The organism is Caulobacter sp. DWR3-1-2 (assembly GCF_049896225.1).
Lineage (GTDB): Bacteria > Pseudomonadota > Alphaproteobacteria > Caulobacterales > Caulobacteraceae > Caulobacter.
This window is the reverse complement of record NZ_JAFCTW010000004.1, coordinates 265,220-283,826: the sequence shown is the minus strand read 5'-3', so window position 1 is coordinate 283,826 and position 18,607 is coordinate 265,220. Positions and strand designations below refer to the sequence as shown.

18 protein-coding genes and 1 pseudogene are annotated in these 18,607 nt (G+C 64.7%); 4 read left to right on the top strand and 15 right to left on the bottom strand.

What is annotated here, in order from left to right:
- The first annotated feature begins 146 nt into the window (after positions 1–146).
- Entirely contained in the window at positions 147–533 is a 387-nt protein-coding gene (locus tag ACP696_RS07985) for a response regulator (RefSeq protein WP_426010662.1), read from the top strand.
- A 12-nt stretch (positions 534–545) separates the two neighbouring features.
- On the opposite strand, the gene ACP696_RS07980 is transcribed toward ACP696_RS07985, so the two are convergent.
- From ACP696_RS07980 to ACP696_RS07965, 4 genes are all read right to left on the bottom strand, one after another.
- Positions 546–971 carry a hypothetical protein gene (locus ACP696_RS07980; RefSeq protein WP_426010664.1) on the bottom strand — a complete coding sequence of 142 codons (426 nt, stop codon included), beginning with the start codon at positions 969–971 and terminating at the stop codon, positions 546–548.
- The gene (locus ACP696_RS07975; RefSeq protein WP_426010665.1) at positions 941–1,375 is read right to left on the bottom strand and encodes a hypothetical protein; all 435 of its coding nucleotides are present in this window, start codon (positions 1,373–1,375) and stop codon (positions 941–943) included. Before ACP696_RS07975 ends, ACP696_RS07980 begins: the two co-directional genes overlap by 31 nt.
- 147 nt (positions 1,376–1,522) lie before the next feature.
- Entirely contained in the window at positions 1,523–1,720 is a 198-nt protein-coding gene (locus tag ACP696_RS07970) for a hypothetical protein (protein ID WP_426010667.1), read from the bottom strand.
- Positions 1,717–2,736 carry an Acg family FMN-binding oxidoreductase gene (locus tag ACP696_RS07965; RefSeq protein WP_426043646.1) on the bottom strand — a complete coding sequence of 340 codons (1,020 nt, stop codon included), beginning with the start codon at positions 2,734–2,736 and terminating at the stop codon, positions 1,717–1,719. The genes ACP696_RS07970 and ACP696_RS07965 overlap by 4 nt, the downstream gene beginning before the upstream one ends.
- Positions 2,737–3,017: 281 nt before the next feature.
- Between ACP696_RS07965 and ACP696_RS07960 the strand changes: the two genes are divergently transcribed.
- Positions 3,018–3,647, top strand: a complete 630-nt coding sequence (locus ACP696_RS07960) for a YoaK family protein (protein ID WP_426010669.1) — start codon at positions 3,018–3,020, stop codon at positions 3,645–3,647.
- A 59-nt stretch (positions 3,648–3,706) separates the two neighbouring features.
- Here the strand turns inward: ACP696_RS07960 and ACP696_RS07955 are convergent, their stop codons facing one another.
- The 7 genes and pseudogenes from ACP696_RS07955 to ACP696_RS07925 form a co-directional block, all read right to left on the bottom strand.
- Positions 3,707–3,856, bottom strand: coding sequence for a hypothetical protein (locus ACP696_RS07955; protein ID WP_426043666.1), 150 nt, complete (start codon positions 3,854–3,856; stop codon positions 3,707–3,709).
- Positions 3,857–4,190: 334 nt separating this feature from the next.
- Positions 4,191–5,081: a DUF6671 family protein gene (locus ACP696_RS07950; RefSeq protein ID WP_426043645.1), complete on the bottom strand. Its 891-nt coding sequence runs from the start codon at positions 5,079–5,081 to the stop codon at positions 4,191–4,193.
- 79 nt (positions 5,082–5,160) lie between these two features.
- On the bottom strand, positions 5,161–5,550 hold the full coding sequence (locus tag ACP696_RS07945; protein ID WP_426043644.1) for a phosphoadenosine phosphosulfate reductase family protein: 390 nt from the start codon (positions 5,548–5,550) through the stop codon (positions 5,161–5,163).
- A 107-nt stretch (positions 5,551–5,657) separates the two neighbouring features.
- Positions 5,658–5,783: pseudogene (locus ACP696_RS07940) on the bottom strand (hypothetical protein); the annotation flags it as partial.
- On the bottom strand, positions 5,770–5,997 hold the full coding sequence (locus ACP696_RS07935) for a hypothetical protein (RefSeq protein WP_426043643.1): 228 nt from the start codon (positions 5,995–5,997) through the stop codon (positions 5,770–5,772). The gene ACP696_RS07935 and the pseudogene ACP696_RS07940, both read right to left, overlap by 14 nt.
- Positions 5,998–6,000: 3 nt before the next feature.
- A complete protein-coding gene (locus ACP696_RS07930) occupies positions 6,001–8,379 on the bottom strand; it encodes a YbcC family protein (RefSeq protein WP_426043642.1) in 2,379 nt (792 codons plus the stop codon).
- 61 nt (positions 8,380–8,440) lie between these two features.
- Positions 8,441–10,000 carry an NADH-quinone oxidoreductase subunit L gene (locus tag ACP696_RS07925; protein ID WP_426010677.1) on the bottom strand — a complete coding sequence of 520 codons (1,560 nt, stop codon included), beginning with the start codon at positions 9,998–10,000 and terminating at the stop codon, positions 8,441–8,443.
- A 107-nt stretch (positions 10,001–10,107) separates the two neighbouring features.
- Between ACP696_RS07925 and ACP696_RS07920 the strand changes: the two genes are divergently transcribed.
- Positions 10,108–11,043, top strand: coding sequence for a LysR family transcriptional regulator (locus ACP696_RS07920; protein ID WP_426010679.1), 936 nt, complete (start codon positions 10,108–10,110; stop codon positions 11,041–11,043).
- Positions 11,040–12,131 (top strand): dihydroorotase, encoded by a 1,092-nt coding sequence (gene pyrC / locus ACP696_RS07915; RefSeq protein WP_426043641.1) that lies wholly within the window; start codon positions 11,040–11,042, stop codon positions 12,129–12,131. The genes ACP696_RS07920 and pyrC overlap by 4 nt, the downstream gene beginning before the upstream one ends.
- Positions 12,132–12,233: 102 nt before the next feature.
- Here pyrC and ACP696_RS07910 read toward each other — a convergent pair whose 3' ends face one another.
- The 4 genes from ACP696_RS07910 to ACP696_RS07895 are packed head-to-tail and all read right to left on the bottom strand — an operon-like array spanning position 12,234 to position 18,605.
- Positions 12,234–13,466: an MFS transporter gene (locus tag ACP696_RS07910; protein WP_426010682.1), complete on the bottom strand. Its 1,233-nt coding sequence runs from the start codon at positions 13,464–13,466 to the stop codon at positions 12,234–12,236.
- Positions 13,456–14,865 (bottom strand): sensor histidine kinase, encoded by a 1,410-nt coding sequence (locus ACP696_RS07905; protein WP_426010683.1) that lies wholly within the window; start codon positions 14,863–14,865, stop codon positions 13,456–13,458. Before ACP696_RS07905 ends, ACP696_RS07910 begins: the two co-directional genes overlap by 11 nt.
- Complete coding sequence (locus ACP696_RS07900; RefSeq protein ID WP_426010685.1) at positions 14,846–15,517, bottom strand: winged helix-turn-helix domain-containing protein; 672 nt, start codon at positions 15,515–15,517, stop codon at positions 14,846–14,848. Before ACP696_RS07900 ends, ACP696_RS07905 begins: the two co-directional genes overlap by 20 nt.
- Complete coding sequence (locus ACP696_RS07895) at positions 15,492–18,605, bottom strand: efflux RND transporter permease subunit (RefSeq protein WP_426010687.1); 3,114 nt, start codon at positions 18,603–18,605, stop codon at positions 15,492–15,494. The genes ACP696_RS07900 and ACP696_RS07895 overlap by 26 nt, the downstream gene beginning before the upstream one ends.
- Positions 18,606–18,607 lie beyond the last annotated feature (2 nt).

The window sequence follows — 18,607 nt, the reverse complement described above, 5'->3', positions numbered from 1 at the left end:
TCAACCGCTATGCCGTCCTGCAAGCGCGCGCTCCTGCGACCTAGCGTCACACCCCCATTTGTTGCGTTCTATGCAAGCTCCGCTAGCGTGGCTTGCGGCGCCAGTTGTCAAAACAATCGATTGTCCATGGAGGGATCGTGGGGCGAGTGCTCATCGTTGATGATGACCCGCTGGTGAGATCGCTGCTATGCGGCTTTCTGACCAGCGCAGGGCATACATGCGTCGAGGCCGAAGAGGGCGCGAACGCGGTGCGCGCGCTCGAACGCTCCGACTTCGACGTGGTTGTCATCGATCTGTTGATGCCTGTGCGCGAAGGCGTGGAAACGATCGGTGAGATTCGTCGCCGTTGGCCCTTGGTGAGGATCATCGCCATCAGCGGTGGCTCGGTGCGCCTACCTTCGGCCAGCCTCCTGAATCTGGCGGCAGGGATGGGCGCGCACGAGACCTTAGCGAAGCCGGTCGATGAGCACCTGCTGACGCTGTTGGTCGAGCGGCAATTGCGCATCGCGCCCGAAACGCCGCCTGTCGTCTGAGCCTCGCCCCGCCTAGGAAGATCTGAACCCCGTCCGGGTCATCGAGCCCCAACCTTGAGCGCCGGTCATGAACTGCCAAAGTCCGCGAAGCCGCCAGACATTGTTGATCTGCCGATAGCCGAAATTCTCCAGCACCGCCGCCCTCATCAGGATCAGCAGGCTCTTGCCGTTGGGAAAGCGTCGAAGCTCGACCTCTTCGAGCGCCAGGGCGCCGACGCTGATCACCACGCCAAAGCCGAAGGTGACGGCCAGGAGGGCCCAGAGATAGTCAAGCGACAACAGGCCCAGGAGCCAGAAGGACGGGATCAGCACATAGCCGAAGATCTCAACGATCGGCCCAAACACGTCGACGAGGAGAATGTGCCCAAAGCCGATGATGCCGACGCGCCCGTAGCGCGGATTGAGGATCATGTCGCGGCGGCGAAAGACGGTTTCCATCGCCCCGCGACGCCAGCACCGACCAGCTCTCCGGCCCCTCGGTCCAGCAGACGGGTTCGGGCGTGAAGGCGATCCGATAGGGTTTGCCAAGCCGCCGGGAATGCTTGTGCAGCTTGACGACCAGCTCCATGTCCGTCGCCGACGGTGCCGTGGCTGTAGCCGCCGACATCCAGCACGGCCTGGCGCCGAAAGAGCCGGAAGGCCCCCGAGATGATGGTCAGGGCGTCGATCCTGCTCCAGGCGATCCGCGCCATCAGGAAGGCCCGCAGATATTCGACGGTCTGGAGCAGGGCCAGGATGTTGCGCGGCGCGCCCACCTCGACCACGCGGCCGTGGGCGATCTTGCAGCCGTTGGCGATCCGGATGGTGCCGCCGACGGCGACGGTGCGCTCGGGATCTTCCACGAACGGCCGCACCGCGCGCAGCGGCCTCGAACGGCATCCAGGCTTTGGCGGCGTCCTGCCGCATCTGTCCCGATTGCCCAAGTCGCAAGCGGGCTGCGTTCGCGACGGGATCGGCGCCGAGGCGTAGGGCCAGATCAACGACCCCGGTCAAAGGGCATTTGAGGCATTCCCTACCAAGACAGCGACCTTGATCGCCGGCAGCGGCGCCGCGCCCCATAGCCAGACGGCATGGCGGCCGGTGGTCCCGATATAGAGCAAGATCAGGGTCGAGGCCGCCCTCACGCCGTAGATGAGGGTGTGGAGGCTATGGATGATCGCCGCGCCGCGCCCTTGTGCGGTCATCACGTGGCGACGCCGGCGGCGGCGGCGATCCTGGCCGGCCGCCGCGCCGAGAACGGAAGCGTGGGGCCATGTCCAAAGCGCATCAGCAGATCGGGACGCCGCCTCGGCATTCCGACTAGGTCGGCCAGCTCCGGTCGTAGACTCGCCACCTCGACCGGTTGATTGACGAAAGCGTGCCGGAGCCCGAGCGCCGTGGCTTGAAGGGCGAAGCGTTGGCAGGCCCGCCCCGTGCGGATCCAATGATCATGATCCTCCTGCTGGGCCATGAAAACCGCGAGGCCCGCCGACGATTTCAGCTGGCGAGCATATTTTTCGTTCTCTGCCTTGGCCGTGAAGGTCGCGTCGAACAGGATCGGTCCCAGCCCGTCCGGCAGCGCGGGATTGCCGCTTGAGACGCTGAACAGGCCATCGCCAGTCTCGATGGCCTGACGAGGGTTGAAGCGGATCCAGTGCTTGAGTTCCCGCACGAAGGCGGGATCGGCCAGTTGAGCGCTGTTGCCCGCCACGATCAGGTCCCGGACCTTGTCCCTGCGGGGTTGATCGGTGATCAGGACAAGGTTAACGCCGGGAACGGCCGCCGCAGCCGCCAAGGTTCTCAGATCAGCCGCGCTGACCGGCCGTCCATCGTAGTCGGCACGCGTGGATTGTCGGGCGGGAATGGCGTCAAACAGCGCCGAGCCTTGGCTTGTCCCCTTGCCAAAGCTAAACGCCGCGCAGCCATCGCCGGCCGGATCGAAGCCCACCTCGCCAGGAAGCCCACGGGCGGCGGCGGCAAGCGCCAGATTCTCGGCGGCGCACCCGAGGCTGACGAAAAGATGATGATCGTCCGGGTCGACGATGGGCGTGCGCAGCGCCGTGTCCGGGAGAATATCGACCCGCCCTTGACTGAGCCGAAACCGCCAAGGCTGGGTGTTGTGGCCGCTCGCCGCGAGCGTCGCGTATCGGATAATGTCCGGCAGTGCGGGTTGAGCCGAGAGCTCCGACCTTGTCGCCGCGACAGCAGCCACATAGGCGTCCATCGAGCCCATCCGTCGAGCGCCCAACCAGGCTGCGCCGACGCCCGCCAGAGCCACGGCGCCGCTCCCGGCCAAGATGTCTCTCCTTCTCATCGCGTGGCCTCCAATCCACGGAGGAAGGCGCCCCGCGCCGTATCAACGCATTGATCGCAATCAAGGTCAGAAGCCTTCACGGATGAAACCAACCAAACGGTGGCTTGCGGTCGCCGGACTTTGCGCGTCACGATCCGCGACCAAGCCTTTTGGACAATCCAGTGACCGGTTACGATTTTAGAGTCCGGACGATGGCCATTTGCCTCGCGAGCCTCGCCGGCTACATCGACGCCTTGGGTTTCATGGAATTGGGCGGATTTTTCGTCTCATTCATGAGCGGAAATTCGACCCGGCTCGCGGTGGCCCTGACTGGCAATCTCGCCAACGCGGCCCTGGCGGCGTCGCTGATCGTCACCTTCGTTCTAGGCGTGATCCTGGGGTCGCTCGTTGCCCATTTTGCGAAACATCACCGCCGCGCGGCCGTCATGTCATTTGTCGCCGCGCTGCTTTTTGGAGCCGCGAGCCTCAACGCTGTCGGGTTCAAGCACGCCGCCATCGTCGCCATGGGTCTGGCCATGGGCGCCGAGAACGCGGTGTTCGAGCGCGATGGCGAGGTCAGCATCGGCTTGACCTATATGACCGGTACGCTTGTCAAGCTTGGGCAACGCTTGGCGATCGCATTCACGGGCGGCAGCAAGACGGCCTGGGCGCCTTATTTCTTGCTCTGGAGCGGCCTGGTCGGCGGCGCCGTCTTGGGCTCATCAGCCTATGCTCACCTTGGCCTGAAGGCTCTGTGGCCGGCGGCGATCGCTGCGGTAGGACTCTCCATAACCATCGCCCGTATCGGTCATGGTGAGATCAGCCCTCGCGAAGACCCGTAGTGTTCCGAGAATTTGGACAACGGCGGTAACTCCGAGAGACGATTAGCCCCCCACCCCCGCTACGCCTGGAGCTTCACTGTGCGGAAACGCAGGGCGTTGCCGATTACGCTGACTGAAGACAAGGCCATGGCCAGGGCGGCGACGGCCGGCGAGAGCAGCCGTCCGAGGGTCGGATAGAGCCTGCTGACCCAGGTGCGGGTTGACGCCACTGACCCCGCCTTCCAACACCCCACCAAGCCGCCATCGCGCGGTGGAACACATTATAGATGCAGCGCGCCGTCGAGCATCTGCGCGACCGGGAGGTGGCCGCGCCCGATGAGCTTCTGGCGCATCTGTCGCCGATGAGTTGAGCTCATGTCGGTCTGACGGGTGACTATCTATGGGCTGACGCTGCGAGCGCTGGCGGGTTTAGGCCGCTGAACGATCCGGCCGACCGGCTGTGCCGAGCAGCGTAGTAATTCAAGGTTCTTGCTTTGTACTTCTTGGCGTACTTTAGCGCGCAAACCTTGAGGTGAGCTCATCTGGAGGATGTAAGCAACTGTCTCACGATGAGCCACCATGCGGCTCCTGCGGGGAGAGCGTCGAGCTCATTCCGCAGCGTCCCGCCTCTGCGGTCATAGGGCTCGTTGCCCTACGCTCCTGCCGATAGTCGCAAGCTTGGCAGGTGAAGGCCTCCGAGCAGATCACATGCGTTGGCACCCCGCACCCTTCGCAAGGAAGACCAGGAACACGATCGGTAACGTCAAAGCCTGGATGTGCGCAGGCCGGGCATTGACTGCGAAACCGGCGAACGAGGTCGTTCGCCGCGCGCTCGATGGCCCGCATCCGGGTCGGATTGCGGTGGGCGCGCATATCGCCTTCGACGAAAGCCGCGCCGCATTTGGCGACGACGTGACCGACAGCTTTTTCAAGACCTGCATGGTCGATAACGTCTTTGATCAACGAAAGGCTAGGCGCGGGCTTTTCATCAACGCAGCCCATGACGATCAAGCCATGCTCAGGAAATTTCAACCGGTCGGCGAACGCGATCGCGCCTTCGATGTCCGAGACGACGGCATGGCCGTAGTTGGTTTCAGGCCCAGAAAAGTGGCCGGTCAGTTCGAGGCCGCGCTCACGGTCAACCAGCAGGACAAGTTCGCGACCGAGTGCAAGGAAGGGCATGTAGGGGTGCGGGCCGAAGCTGCCCTCACTGGCAAGGCCAACGCGAGCGTAGGGCGCATAGTCGAACGCCGTAGCGATCTTGGCCCTGGCCGCATCGAGCTGAGTTCCTGTCCGGTCGATATCCCGGCTGAACGTGCCGAAGTGGTCGGTATCCAGGCCGAGCACAAGCTTGACCTTGAGACCCAGGCCCTGTTTCGAGCACAGGACCGATTGCGCGCTCTTTCCCGTGCATCGTGGCGAGGACCGCGACGGTGTTTTTGTAAGGACGATCATCAGCCGCCATGTTCAGAAATAGCCCTCTTGCTTCTTCTGTTCGAGCGAACCGCCATCCTCTGCGTCGCTGATCCGCCCCTTACGCTCGGAGGAGGAAGCCCGCGGGGGTTTCATCCACGACAGCAGCGAGCTCGGTCGCATCGCGCTCCACCGCGCCAGTGACGGGCCAACAGCCCAAGGTTCGGAAGCGGACCGTCCGGGTCTGGATCTGGTCGCCGGGCTGGAATCGCATACGGCGCTCGTCACCGACCACGATGAACGCTCCCGCGCGCTGCACGATCGGCCGGGGCGCCGCGAAATAGAGCGGCGCCAGCTCGATTCTGTGGAGCAGCGCGTAGGCCAAGATATCCGTCTCGGTCCAGTTTGAGAGCGGAAACACCCGGGCGGTCTGATCCTTGCCCAGGCGGGTGTTGTAGAGCAGAGCTCGGGACGCTGCTGGCGCGGCTCCCGTGCGTGGCCCGCGCCGCAAACCGAGACGATGCGCTCCTTGGCGCGTGACTTTTCCTCGTCGCGCCGAGCGCCGCCAGAGATGACGTCGTAGCCGCCGGCGTCGAGCGTGGTCTTGAGGGGCTCCGTCCGCATGGCCAAGTTGTAACGGTTCCCATGATCGAAGGGATTGATGCCCGCAGCGCGACCTTCCTCATTTGAATAGGCGATGAGCTCGAAGCCGTGCTTGGCCGCAAAATCGTCACGGAAGTCGATCAGCGATCTGAACGCCCTGGTCGAGTCGACATGCAGCCATGGGAACGGTGGCTATCGATGGATAGAAGGCTCGCAGCGCCAAGTGCGCCATCACCGTCGAATCCTTACCCGCCGAGAACAGCATGACGGGGTTGCGGGCTTCGGCGACGGCCTCCCGCAGGATGTGGATGGATTCCGATTCCAGCCAAGACAGGTGAGAGCGGACAAGTTTCACGGCTCAAACCGCCATCTTCAGAGGCGCTGCCCGATCAGCCCCAACAGGCATCGCGCACCATTGGAGATCGCCGGCGTAGCGCCAGGCCATCTGGCCATTTTCGTCGAGCGCAAAGAGGTGCAGCCAGCGGTTGTCGAAGAGCGCGCGAACACCGTCATGTCGCTTCAGGATCTCGGTCATCGCTTCGCGCGGGGCTTCGATGCAGACGGACAGACGCAGGGGCTCGTGGACGTATTGCTTGCCGTCATGCACCGATTGCCAGGGCAGGCCGACGCGCATCAGGCCGCCGTTGCCCTCAACGACGCCGATGCCGCCGGTGACGTTGTGCAGGAGCTTGTTGCCAGCCCCGAAGACCTGGGGCGCCACGGTCGATCCGTAATACTGCAGGCTGATCCAGCTCGCGACGACCACGGGCGCGGTCAGGATCAACTCGAGAACGCTGAAGTCCTTGTCGGCTTTCCAGTCATAGTCATGAAGGAACGTGCGCCCTTCCAGGGATTTCCCCGTCGTGCGCCGACGCGGCGCGGCGATGAACGCCTTGCATCCTGCCAGCGCCCATTCCGGCCGCACCTCAGCCCAGTCGCGGCTGCGCCTGGCAAGGCTCTCCTCCCCCGCCCCTCGGGGCAAGCGCAAGGCACGCTCCCCGCGCGCGATCTTGCCTGCCGCAGCGAGCCATGTCCTCGCCTGGGTCAAGTCAGGCCCATGCGCCTCGGACGGGAGGTCCTCGGAATAGAGCGTGACCGCGTCCGTCGTCGTGTCATGCAATGCACCGAGGAAAAGGGTGTCGCTCGGGATCTCGATGCCTTGCGGAACGAGGCCAGCGCGAACCTCCGGCTCGTTTAGCAAGGCGGCCAGCAGCCGCGCATTGACCTCTCCGGAATAGCCGCCGCAGGCGCCGCAATGAAGTGCGCTGGCATGGGGGTTGTTGACGACGTTTGCGCCATGTCCGGCCAACACTACGAGCCTTGCGAAGTTGGTCGTGAGCGACATGGCCCGCAGCACCGTCTCTGCGGCCGTCGTCCGCGTGGCGAGATCGAGGGCGGGATCGAGACGGGGGGCGGGATCGTTCGGCGTCGTGGTGGCGTGGAGCCCCAATGCATCGCTCACGAGCTTGCCGGCATAGACCGGTCCCGTCGCCTCAACGAAGGCGAAGGATGAGACGGCGGCCAGTTTGAACCGACCCCAGGCCCGCTTGGCGCGGGCCTTGAACCGCGCAGACTGATCTGCTGCAGCGTCCTGCGGCCCCCCCGAGCAGGTGGTCAGGCCGGGGTTCAGCAGGACAGGCAGCCGAAGTTCCTGCACGTCTGACGCAAAGCGGCGATGTGAGGCCGTAAGCCCGAAGAAGCCAGCGAACCCCAGCGTCTGGATATTTGGATTGACGAATTCCAGCGCCCGCCGGAACACTTCGGACCGCACATCGATGCAGAACGCGGCCTGGAGCATAGGTCGACTATCTGTCGCGACTGTCCCTGGCGCCGCGAGCGTTTCAGCCAAAGCCCGTTGCGCGGCGCGTTCAGACGCTTCCTGCAGGATGGCATCGACGACATGGTCGGCGGTGGGCGTGACAGGTGACGCATGCAAAGCGACGACCGCCTTCCACCGAACTCCAATCTGGTCCTCGTAACGGTCGAACAAGGCTGCTTCCCAGATCAGGCGGATGGCCAGAAAGTCGGTGATCGTGGCGTCCGCGCCGCCGCCGAGTTCTGCCTGCCAAAGCCGATAACGGGCATATTGCGCCCAGCCGCCGAGCGTCACGAGCATCTGGTGGAAGTAGGTTTCCGTGGCCTCGGGCAGGAGCGCGAGACGGCAAACCACGCCTGCAACTGCGTCTGGCCCACGTTCCGGAGCCTCCGAGACGCGGGTCGCAAAGCCTGCAAGCCCGACAATTTCGGGCGTCAGATCGTGGGTCGCGACGGCGCGCCAGGCGGCATAGGCGCCTTTCCCACGCGGGGCGGCCCAGAGCGCCTGTCCTTCGTCGAAATATCCTGCCGCCCAGGCGCCGAAGCGCTCGGAAATCAGCCCCGGCCAGTCAATCCCGGATACCTCAGCCGCGAGGTCCGCGACGGTCGGCGCCGCGCTGATCTTCGGCTTCGGGACCTTCGCAATGGATTTCAGAGCCGCGAGGTCTGAAGCAAGCAGCGCTGATGGGCCGCTTGCCAGAGCATCCAACAGATCGGCGTCGGTGATGGCTCCGCTGGCGATCCGCTCCTGATACCAGCTTCTCGGCATGGTGACGGGGGCTCCGGCGACCCGTTCCAGTCTGGCGCCAACTGTGGCGAGGCTTTCGCCGATCTGGCCGAGGAACGGATTGACCGCAACGCTTGACGCTAGTGGCCAGAGCGGTGGGATCGCCCGGGCGGCGCGATCGGCGGCGGCGTCCAACTCCAGGCCATCACGACAGCTCGAAGTCTCTGCATTTGTCATTTTTCGTCCTCCGAGCTGATCAAATTGCATTGCGTAGCCGCCAGCCGCGCAGCAGCCGGTCGAACACCGCATTGGCGTAGAAACCGTTGGAAAGATGCACGCGCAGGCCCGCAGCGGCTGGGTGATAGGCCCAGAGCGGGAACATCGCCTGGACGATCGCCACCAAGCCAAAGCTGACAACCGCCAGCACGATCAGCGCCCATTGCAGCGGACCTGGCGGCGGCGCGGCAGGCAACACGCCGGAGGTCAGCCAGACGGCGAAGACTTGAAGCGCGAAATAGCTGACGGAGGTGGCGATGGCGTAGCCGATGGTGCGCTGGGTCAACGCTCTGGGCGCGGCGTCCGCCAAACCTTGGGCCAGCATGTAGGCGACGCCGAAGATCAGAATGGCGCCAAGCGCGATAGCCTGAGGGGACTTGTGCTGGAAGCCGAAACAGAACCCGACGACAGCATAGATCGCCAGCGCCAGCAGAAATGCGCGGCCTACCGCGCCGGCCTTAGGAATAGCCACGGGACCGGGCCTGCGATTGGCGGCGATCAAGTCCACCGCGCCGCCGGAGGCCAGGAAGGAATGGGCCTTGTAAAGCGAATGGGCCACGATGTGCAGCAAGGCCAGCGGAAAGAGTCCAAGCCCGCACTCCAGAATCATGAAGCCCATCTGGGCGACCGTCGACCAGGCCAGCGAGGTTTTCACGGCCGGCTGGGTCAGCATCACCAGTCCCGCGAATAGCGCGGTGAAGCCGCCGATCAGGACAAGGAACGCCAAGACGGCGGGGGCCAGCAACATCACATCTGCGAAGCGGATCAGCAGAAACCCGCCCGCGTTAATGACGCCCGCGTGCAGGAGGGCCGAGACGGGAGTCGGGGTTTCCATCACCTCGGTCAGCCAGCCATGCGTCGGAAACTGCGCGGACTTCAATAGTGCCGCCGCCGCCAAGAAGGCTGCGGCTCCGATCGCGAGACCGCCGCCACTTCCGCTGCGGGCTGCGCTCAAGATGGCCGCGATATCGGTCGTGCCATAGGCGAGCACCAACATCACAGCGCCGCTGATCAGCGCCGCGTCGCCCAGCCGCGCTGTCACAAATTTCTTGGCGGCCGCACGCCGCGCCGCGATCCGGTCCGGATAGAACAGCAGTAGCCGGTGCAGAAAGAAGCTCGTCGCGACCCAGGCCAGGACGAGCTGGACGAGGTTGCCCGACAGCACCAGCAGGAGCACCGAAGCCAGCGTCATACAGAGCCAGCCGGTGAACGCGCCTTGCCGCGCCTCCCCGTCCAGATAGGTCGCAGCGTAACGCACCACGACCCAGCCGATGAACGAAACCAGAAGGAACATCACGGCGCTGACGGCATCAAGCCGGATGGACAGACCAACACCATAGAGCCCGATGAGGCGGCTATCCGCAGGCCCATGTATGATCAGCACGACAGCCGAGATCACGCCGACGGCCAGAGCAAGGAGCGCCGAGGCTTCGGCGATCCGAGACAGGACGCGGGGCCGGCGCCCGCAGCTGATAAGGCCGACGACGGCGATCAGAAGCAGCGCTGCGGGCGCCAGCAAGGGCAAGAGATCGATTGGCAATGGACTTCCCTTTGCGCGTTGTGCGGATCGCAAGCGGGAGTTAGCCGGTTCGGTGCGGCCCGGAAAATTCATTGTGCCGGTGTTTTCGTTCTGTTTTATAGAACGATATGGCCAACCTGAACTTCAACCATTTGCGCTATTTCTGGGCCGTCGCGCATGAAGGCAGCCTGACCCGGGCGGCCGAACGGCTGAATCTGTCGCAGTCGGCGCTTTCGGTTCAGATCCAGAAGCTCGAACGCCAGATGGGCCACACACTATTCGACCGCGTGGGCAAGCGGCTCGTCCTGACCGAGGCCGGCCAGATCGCGCTCGACTATGCCAACACCGTCTTCCAGGCGGGAGACGAGCTGATGAGCACCCTCGAGGGTAGGCCTCTGGCCAATCGACATGTTCTGCGGGTGGGCGCGCTCACGACCCTGTCGCGCAACTTCCAGCTGGAGTTTCTGCGTCCTCTGGTCGGCCGCGCCGACGTGGAACTGATCGTGCGCTCCGGCACAACGCGCGACCTACTCGCCCAACTCGAAGCCCATGCCATCGATGTGGTCCTCTCCAACAGCGCCGCGCAACGCGACGCCCGGGCGCCGTTTCGAAATCACCTTCTCAATGAGCAGCCGGTCAGTCTGGTCGGCCGGCCGAGATCGGGGAAGCCGGCATTCCGCTTTCCGGAGGATCTACGCAGCGAGCCCATCCTTCTTCCGAGCCTGGACAGCGACATCAGGGTCGGCTTCGATCGCCTGCTGGATCTGGCGGGCGTTCGCCCCATCATCCTGGCCGAAGTCGATGACATGGCGATGCTGCGGCTGCTCGCCCGCGAGCGCGAAGGCGTGACGCTCGTGCCGCCTATCGTTGTGCGCGACGAGTTGGCATCCGGGGTGCTGGTCGAGCATTGCCGGATCCCGCAACTCACCGAGAGCTTCTACGCCATTATTCGGAACCGCCGGTTCCCCAATGAGCTCCTCGCGCAGTTGCTGACAAAATACGGCGGCACTGAGCCTCAGTTGCCTTCTGATCCTCGGCCACGCCTATCAAGGACATGCGAATGACGATCTCGGACAAGCCAATGAACGAAGAAAATCCGGCTCCCCCTGCGCGCCTGACGCTTCGGCGCCCCGATGACTGGCATGTCCATCTTCGCGACGGCGCGATACTCGCCTCCGTCGTGAACTACACGGCCAGGCAGTTTGCGCGGGCCATTGTCATGCCCAATCTCAATCCGCCGGTCACGACTGTCGCGGCCGCGAAGGGCTATCGAGACCGCATCCTCGCCGCTGTTGAGCCGGGCCTGGCCTTCGAGCCGTTGATGACCTGCTACCTCACCGACACCATCGACGCTGGCGAAATCGAACGCGGCTTTGCAGATGGCGTATTCACCGCCTGCAAGCTCTACCCTGCGCACGCCACCACCAATTCGGATCACGGCGTCACGGACATCCAAAAGATCCACCGCGTGCTTGATGTCATGCAGCGGATCGGCATGCCGTTGCTGATCCATGGCGAGGTGACAGATCGCCATGTCGACATTTTTGACCGTGAGGCTGTCTTCATCGACCGCATCCTAGCGAAGCTGATCACGGATTTTCCCGCACTCAAGGTGGTTTTCGAACACATCACGACGGCCGACGCCGTGACGTTCGTGGAAGCCTGTGGCCCAAACCTTGCGGCGACCATCACACCCCATCACCTGCGTATTAACCGCAACGCGATGTTTGAGGGCGGCATCCGCCCCCATCACTATTGCCTCCCTGTGGCGAAGCGAGAGTCGCACCGCCTCGCGCTGCGGCGGGCGGCAACATCAGGATCGCCGAAGTTCTTCCTGGGCACAGACTCCGCGCCGCACTCCATCACGCAAAAGGAATCAGCGTGCGGATGCGCCGGCATCTTCAACGCCCCGTTCGCGATCGAGAGTTACGCCATGACTTTCGAGGAGGAAGGGGTTCTGCATCGCCTTGAGGGGTTTGCATCGGAGCACGGACCGGCCTTCTATGGCCTTGCTCCAAACAGCGATAAAATCATTCTCGAACGTTGGCCGGTGAATGTGCCCGCCAAGCTTGTGGAAGCCTCCGAAGACTTCATCCCGTTTCATGCCGGCGAGACGCTCCCCTGGCGATTTCTCGGTCTTGCAAGGTCATAGTTCCTCTGGCGACCAAACCCGTAACCTCACTCGAGGCTGAACGTAGCGCAGCGTTCCCTGCGTCTAAATGTTCTGATTTAACAGCATGATGATGGCAGCACGTCAGCCGTGCGGCGAATACCTATTCCGCTGGCGGCGGATTATCACCACCAAGCCGACGAGCGTGAGGCCGGCAAATAGTCCGCCGCTCAGAAACGTCGCTTGATACCCATAGGCCGACCAAAGTGCCCCGGCCAATGTGTTCGCCGCGAGCATGGTCACGCCGCCCGCAAGGTTGAAGAGACCGAACGCCGTTCCCCTCAGATGGGTCGGCGCCGTGTCGACGACGAGCGCCGCCAACAGGCCTTGGGTGAGGCCCATATGCAGGCCCCACAGGGCCACCCCAACTAGCACACTGGCGACATCGTCGCCCAGCGCCAGGAATAGATCTGCGAGGACCAGACAGACCAGGCCGGCAGCGAGGACCCGTCGCCGGTCGATCCGGTCGGACAGGCTTCCCGCCGGCGCGGCTGCGAGCGAGTAGACGACATTCATGACCACCATAACGACGGGGACAAGTGCGATCGGCAAACCGGCATCCTGTGCTCGAAGAACCAGGAAGGCTTCACTGAACCGGGACATTGTGAACACGACGCCCAAGGCGACCACGCCCCAGAACGCCGGCCCAATAACCCTCACCTCGGCCCACTGAATGGGCGGCCGCGCTGCGCCGTGTGCGCCAGCGGAAGCTCTCAGCTCTTTAACGCCGAACACCAGCAACAGAACCGCAACGATGGCCGGGACGACTGCCCACGCAAAGACTGCGCGAATATTCCCGGCGAGCACCAGCATCAGCGCCATCGCCACCAGCGGGCCCGTAAACGCGCCGATGGTGTCGAGCGACTGGCGAACGCCAAAGGCGGCGCCGCGAACGGAAGGAGGCGACAGATCGGCGACGAGCGCATCGCGGGGCGCGCCCCGTACGCCCTTGCCGATCCGGTCTGCGAAACGGGCGCCGAACACCTCCAGCAGGGTCGCTGCCAAGGGAAAGATGGGCTTGCTCAGTGCTCCGAGGCCGTAGCCTATGACGGCCAGAAGCTTGCGCTTACCGAGCCGGTCGCTCAGCCAACCGGAGAAGATTTTGGTGATCGAAGCCGTGGCCTCGGCGACGCCTTCAATGACACCGACCAGAGCAACGCTGGCGCCCAGGGTTCCGACGAGGAACACCGGCAGCAGGCTGTGGATCATCTCTGAAGAGATATCCATGAACATCGATACCAGGCCGAGCGCCCAGACCCCTCTTGGAACAGCCGAGATGCCGGAGCGCCAGGATGCCTTGGTCTTGTCAGTTTCCATCGGCGGCTCGAAAGGCGGCGTCTTGCGAAAGCATGAGGCCCTTGGCCAGCAGCATGGTTACGCGCAATCCCGGCCGTGCGTCTTCAAGCAGCAGCCGCCCGCCGTGCAGACGAGCCACGCCGGCGGCGATCGCCAAGCCAAGACCTGTGCCCGGCGCTGCGCGGGCAGGATCTAGCCGGGAGAACGGGCGGACCGCCACCTCGAACATCTCGGGTGGGATACCGGGTCCGTCATCCTCGACGCTGAGTTGGATCCCTTCCCGCTTCTCAACGAGGCGCACCTGCACTGCGGCGCCCGCGCGGGAATGCTTCAAGACGTTCTCCAGCAGATTGGCCAACGCCTGAGTGAGGAGGTCGGCGTCACCCTCGACGACCAAGGACCCCGCGACTTGGACGAGCAGAGTCCGTCCCGACGCCTCCAACTCGGCTCGGTACGCGTCGGCCACACGATCGGTCAGATCCGCCAGGTCGACGGTCGCGAAACGCGCCCGCGCCGCGCCGGCGTCAATCTCCGCCAGGCGAAGCATCGCGTCGAACATCCGCATGGCCCTGTCGATGCCGTCTTTGGCCGACTGAAGGGCGGCGTTTCGGAGTTCTGGCGTCGCGGCAGTCGTGGCCGTGTCGAGCCGCTGGCGGACATGCGACAAGGGGGTTCGAAGATCATGGGCGACATCGGCAGAAACCCGGCGCACGGCGGCCACCAGGACGTCGATGCGATCGAGCATCTGATTGACGCCCGTGGCTAGCTGACCAATGTCATCGCCTTCAGGTCTCGCGTCGGATGCACGGGCCGCCAGGTTGCCGTCGGCGACAGCGCGCACAGTGCGAACCAGGGCGTTCATGCGTTCAAGCGCTCGGTGTGTCAGATAGAGCCCTGCCGCCAGCCCCAGGGCCAATGCCAAACCGCCCCACAACAGCAGGGTCCGAAAGAGCGTATCGCGAAGCGCTTCGGCTCTCCCAAGGCCCTCTCCGACCGTGAGCCGCGCGCCATCTGGCAGGCGCTGGGTCAGGATAAGAAGGCGGTCCTTGCCCTCAAGTCCGGGCGCGGATCCATCAAAGTCGAGGCGCCTCCAACCCTCCTTGGGTCCCAGGTCGCTCAAGTCGCCCGCGACATGACGGCCGGCGGAATCAACCAGACGGTATTCCAGCGCGCCGGGTCGTTCTGCACGCGCCATCACTGCGTCGCCGGCGGCCTTCAGACCCTCTGCCTGGATCTCAAGCGTGACGGCGTGGACCTCCAGGGCTATGCGATCATGGGCTTCGCGCTCGGCCGCGCCTCGGGTCGCGATCCAGCCTCCGCTTACCGCACCGATGATTGCAGCGGCCAGTAGTGCGGCGTGGATGAGGGAAATCCGAAAGCTGGTCGAGCGCCAGAGCTGGCTAAGGCGCGCGAGCGGCATAGCCTTCTCCTCGCACGGTGTGGATCAGCATCGGGCTTCCCGCGCGATCGATCTTGGCCCGAAGGCGGCTGACGTGGCTTTCCACCAGGCTGGTGCCCGGATCGAAGCGAATTTTCCAAACGCCTTCCAGCAGCATGATGCGGGTCACCACATTGGGCGTCTGCAGCATCAAGGCTTCGAGCAGTTGGAACTCACGATGCTGCAGGTCAATCATCTCACCGGCCCGCCGGACCTCCCGCGTCAGACGGTCGAGCGTCAAATCGGCGATGGACAACCGGGTGGGCGAACCGGATGCGCTTCTGCGGCCAAGGGCGTCAACGCGCGCGATCAGTTCCGGCATCGAGAACGGCTTGACCAGATAATCGTCGCCCCCCCCTTCCAGGCCAGCGACCCGATCCTCGACCGAGCCCAGCGCCGTCAGGATCAAAATGGGCTTTTCAATCCCGGCGTCGCGCAGGGCCCTGGCGACCGACAGCCCGTCCAGGCTGGGAAGCATCCGATCGATGATCATCACGTCGAAGCCACCGGCCATCGCCGTGGCCAGCCCGGCCTGGCCGTCCATTACCGTCTCGACGGCGTGGCCACGCAGGCTGAGGCCCTCGAAGACGAAGGCGGCCGTCTCAGCATCATCCTCGATCAGCAGCAGGCGCATTGCGTGATCTCTCGTGGGTTGGTCCCCGCGGATAACGATAGGCGAGAACGAGCGCCGGGAGCAGCAGCAGGCTCATCAGGGTCGAAGTGATTAATCCGCCGAGGATCACCGCAGCCATGGGACCCTGCACCTCGCGTCCGGATTGGCCCGCCTCGAGCGCTAGGGGCGCCAGGCCAAGTCCAGTGACCAAGGCGGTCATCAGGATTGGTGTCACGCGTTCCTGGGTCGCGCGCAGAACCGTCGCCAATCCCCAGAGCTGGCCCTCTTCGCTCACCAGGTGATCGACGTGGGAGATAAGGAGAATGGCATTGCGGGCGGCGATTCCGAACAGCGTGACGAAACCGACCAAAGCACCCAGCGAGAGCACGCCGCCGGTCAAGGCCACGGCGGCGACGCCGCCAGCCAGAGCAAACGGTGTCCCCGCAAGGATCAATCCGGCGGGCCGACCGCCGCCGAAGGCCAGCACGAGGAGCGCGGTGATGCCGATCGACGCTGCGGCGACATTGACCAGGATCTGGCGGGCCGCCGCAGCCTGGCCTTGGGCCACACCGGTGTATTCGAGGAAGACACCCGGCGGCAGGGTGACGGTGCGCGCGACCTGGGCGCGCGCGTCGCGCACAAAGCCGGAGACATCGGCCTGGGTCGGGTTGGCGGTAACCACCTGCCGGCGTTGACCGCCGTCGTGATTGATGACGGTGCGTCCTTCGCCCAGGCGAATGGTGGCGACATCCGACAACGGGGTCGTCGCACCGTCCGCCGTGCGCACCAGCAAGGCTCCGACGCCTTCCGGATCACGCTGCAACTCCGGTGGGAGGACGATGGCCACCTCGGTGATGCGATCGGCGCCGGTGACTTGCGCCACGGTGCGGCCCTGGAAGGCCGTTTCGATGGCGTCATAGGCATCGGTCGGAGCCACGCCGCGAAGCGCCATGCGATCCGGGTCGAGAACGATCTTCAGGGTCGGGGCGCCGGGCTGGGCCTTCACCTGGACGTCTGCCGCGCCGGGAACCGATTGCAGGGCGCGAGCCACATCGGCGGCGACCCGATCGAGAACGTCGAGGTCGGGTCCATAGACATTGACCGCAACCTTCGCCGTCTCCCCGGACAGGGATTCGCTGATGCGGTCGCCCAGGAAGGTCAGGGCCTCGCTCTGGACACCGGGATATTGCGCCAGAACCTCTCGGATGCGCGCCAGAACCCGGTCCTCGCCGGCTCCGCCGAGGGGACGTAGCTCAACATGGAACTCGCTGCGGTGCGGGGGAAAGGTGTCCTCTCCAGCCTCGGCGCGGCCGATCTGCTGTTCGACCGTCGCCACCTCGGGGATCGCCAACAAGTCCTTGGTGATGCGACCGCCAAGGTCGCGCATCCATCCCATCGACGCGCCGGCGGGCCCGTTGACCTGCAGCACGTAGTGCCGCTCGCGAAACGTGGGCAGCAGTTCAGAGCCAAAGACCAAAAAGGCTCCTAACGCCAGAACCCCGACTAGCGCGGCGCCGGCCACGACCAGGCGGGGTCGTGCGCAGATCGGCTCCAGGACCCGAGCGTGAAGGCTCTTCAGTTTTCTTAGGTAACCCGGTTCGCCATGCAGCCGGACGCGACGCAGGAGCAGCAGCGACAGCGCGGGCGTCACGGTGATGGCCACCGCCAGGGAGGCCAGGGTCGCCAACAGGAACGCGAAGGCAAGTGGCCCGAAAAACGCGCCCTGCAGGCCGGTCAGGAAGAGGATGGGTGCGATGGTCAGCGCCAGGACATAGGTCGCATAGACGACCGGAGCTCGCACCTCGACCGATGCCGCCTCGATAATCCCTAACCTGTCGGACTCCGAACGGTCCTCGCGAAGGCGGCGCACGATGTTCTCAACCCCGACGATGGCGTCGTCGATGACCACGCCGAGCGCCACGGCCAGACCGCCCAAGGTCATGGTGTTGATGGTCTGACCCATCCGGTCGAGCACGATCAGCGCGGCGAGAAGTGAAAGGGGGATGGAGACAAACGCGATGAATGCGACCCTCAGATCTCGCAGGAAGACCAACAGGATCAGGCCGATCATGCCCGCCCCGATCAGCAAGTCGGTGCGGATGCCGCGCAGCGCAGAGTCGATGAAGTTCGCTGGCCTGTGGAGGCTCGGGTAGATCTTGACGCCCTGCGCCTCCAGGGCGGGTCGCAGCTCGGCCAGCGTCGCCTCCGCAGCGCGCGTCGCGTCGAGCGTGTTGGCCCCATACTGGCTCGAAAGCGCGATCAGCACGCCGCCCCGCCCCATGATCAAGGCGTCGCCAAACTTCGGCGCCGGGGCTTCCACGACATCAGCGACATCGCCCAATCTCACCGGCAGGCCCGAGGCGGCGGGCAGAAGTGCGCCTGAAAGGGACTTGGCCGTGACCGCCCCGTTGGTGGGTTCGACCAGGATGCGCTGGCTGGGTGTTTCGGCGAACCCGCCGCCGCGGACCAGGGTGCTGGCCTGGACGGCGGTCGCGACTTCGGAGAGCGCGATGTTTCGGGCGATCAGATCGGTCGGCCGCACGCGGACCTCCAACCGACGTTGGTCGCCGCCGAAGATCGTGGCTCGGGCGACCCCAGGTGTGGCTAGCATCCGTGGCCGCACGGTCCACTGGACGAGGTCTCGCAAGGCCATCGGGCTCAACCGGTCGCTGGTGAAGCCGATCTTCAGGAGATCCATGGTCGAGGAGGTAAGCGGGCTGAGCTTGGGGGCGGAGACGCCGGCCGGCAGGCGACCCGCCGCCTCGCTCAAGGCTTCCGCAACGACCTGGCGTGCGCGAAACGGATCGCTGCCCTCGACGAAGATGACGGTGATCACGGACAGGCCCTGGATGGATTCCGAGCGGACCGCAGCGACGCCGTTTGCGCCGTTGATGACGGTCTCCAGCGGCCGGGTGACCAGGGCCTCGACCTGTTCGGGGGTGAGGCCGGTCGCCTCGGTCTGGACGCTCGCCTGGGGCGGGACGAACTCCGGAAAGACATCATAGCGCGCCGAGACGACGGTCGCGCCACCGAACCCGAGCAACAGCAAGGCGCACAGCAGCACGATGCCGGGATGGCGCAGGCAGACCCTGACAATGAGCGAAAGCATTG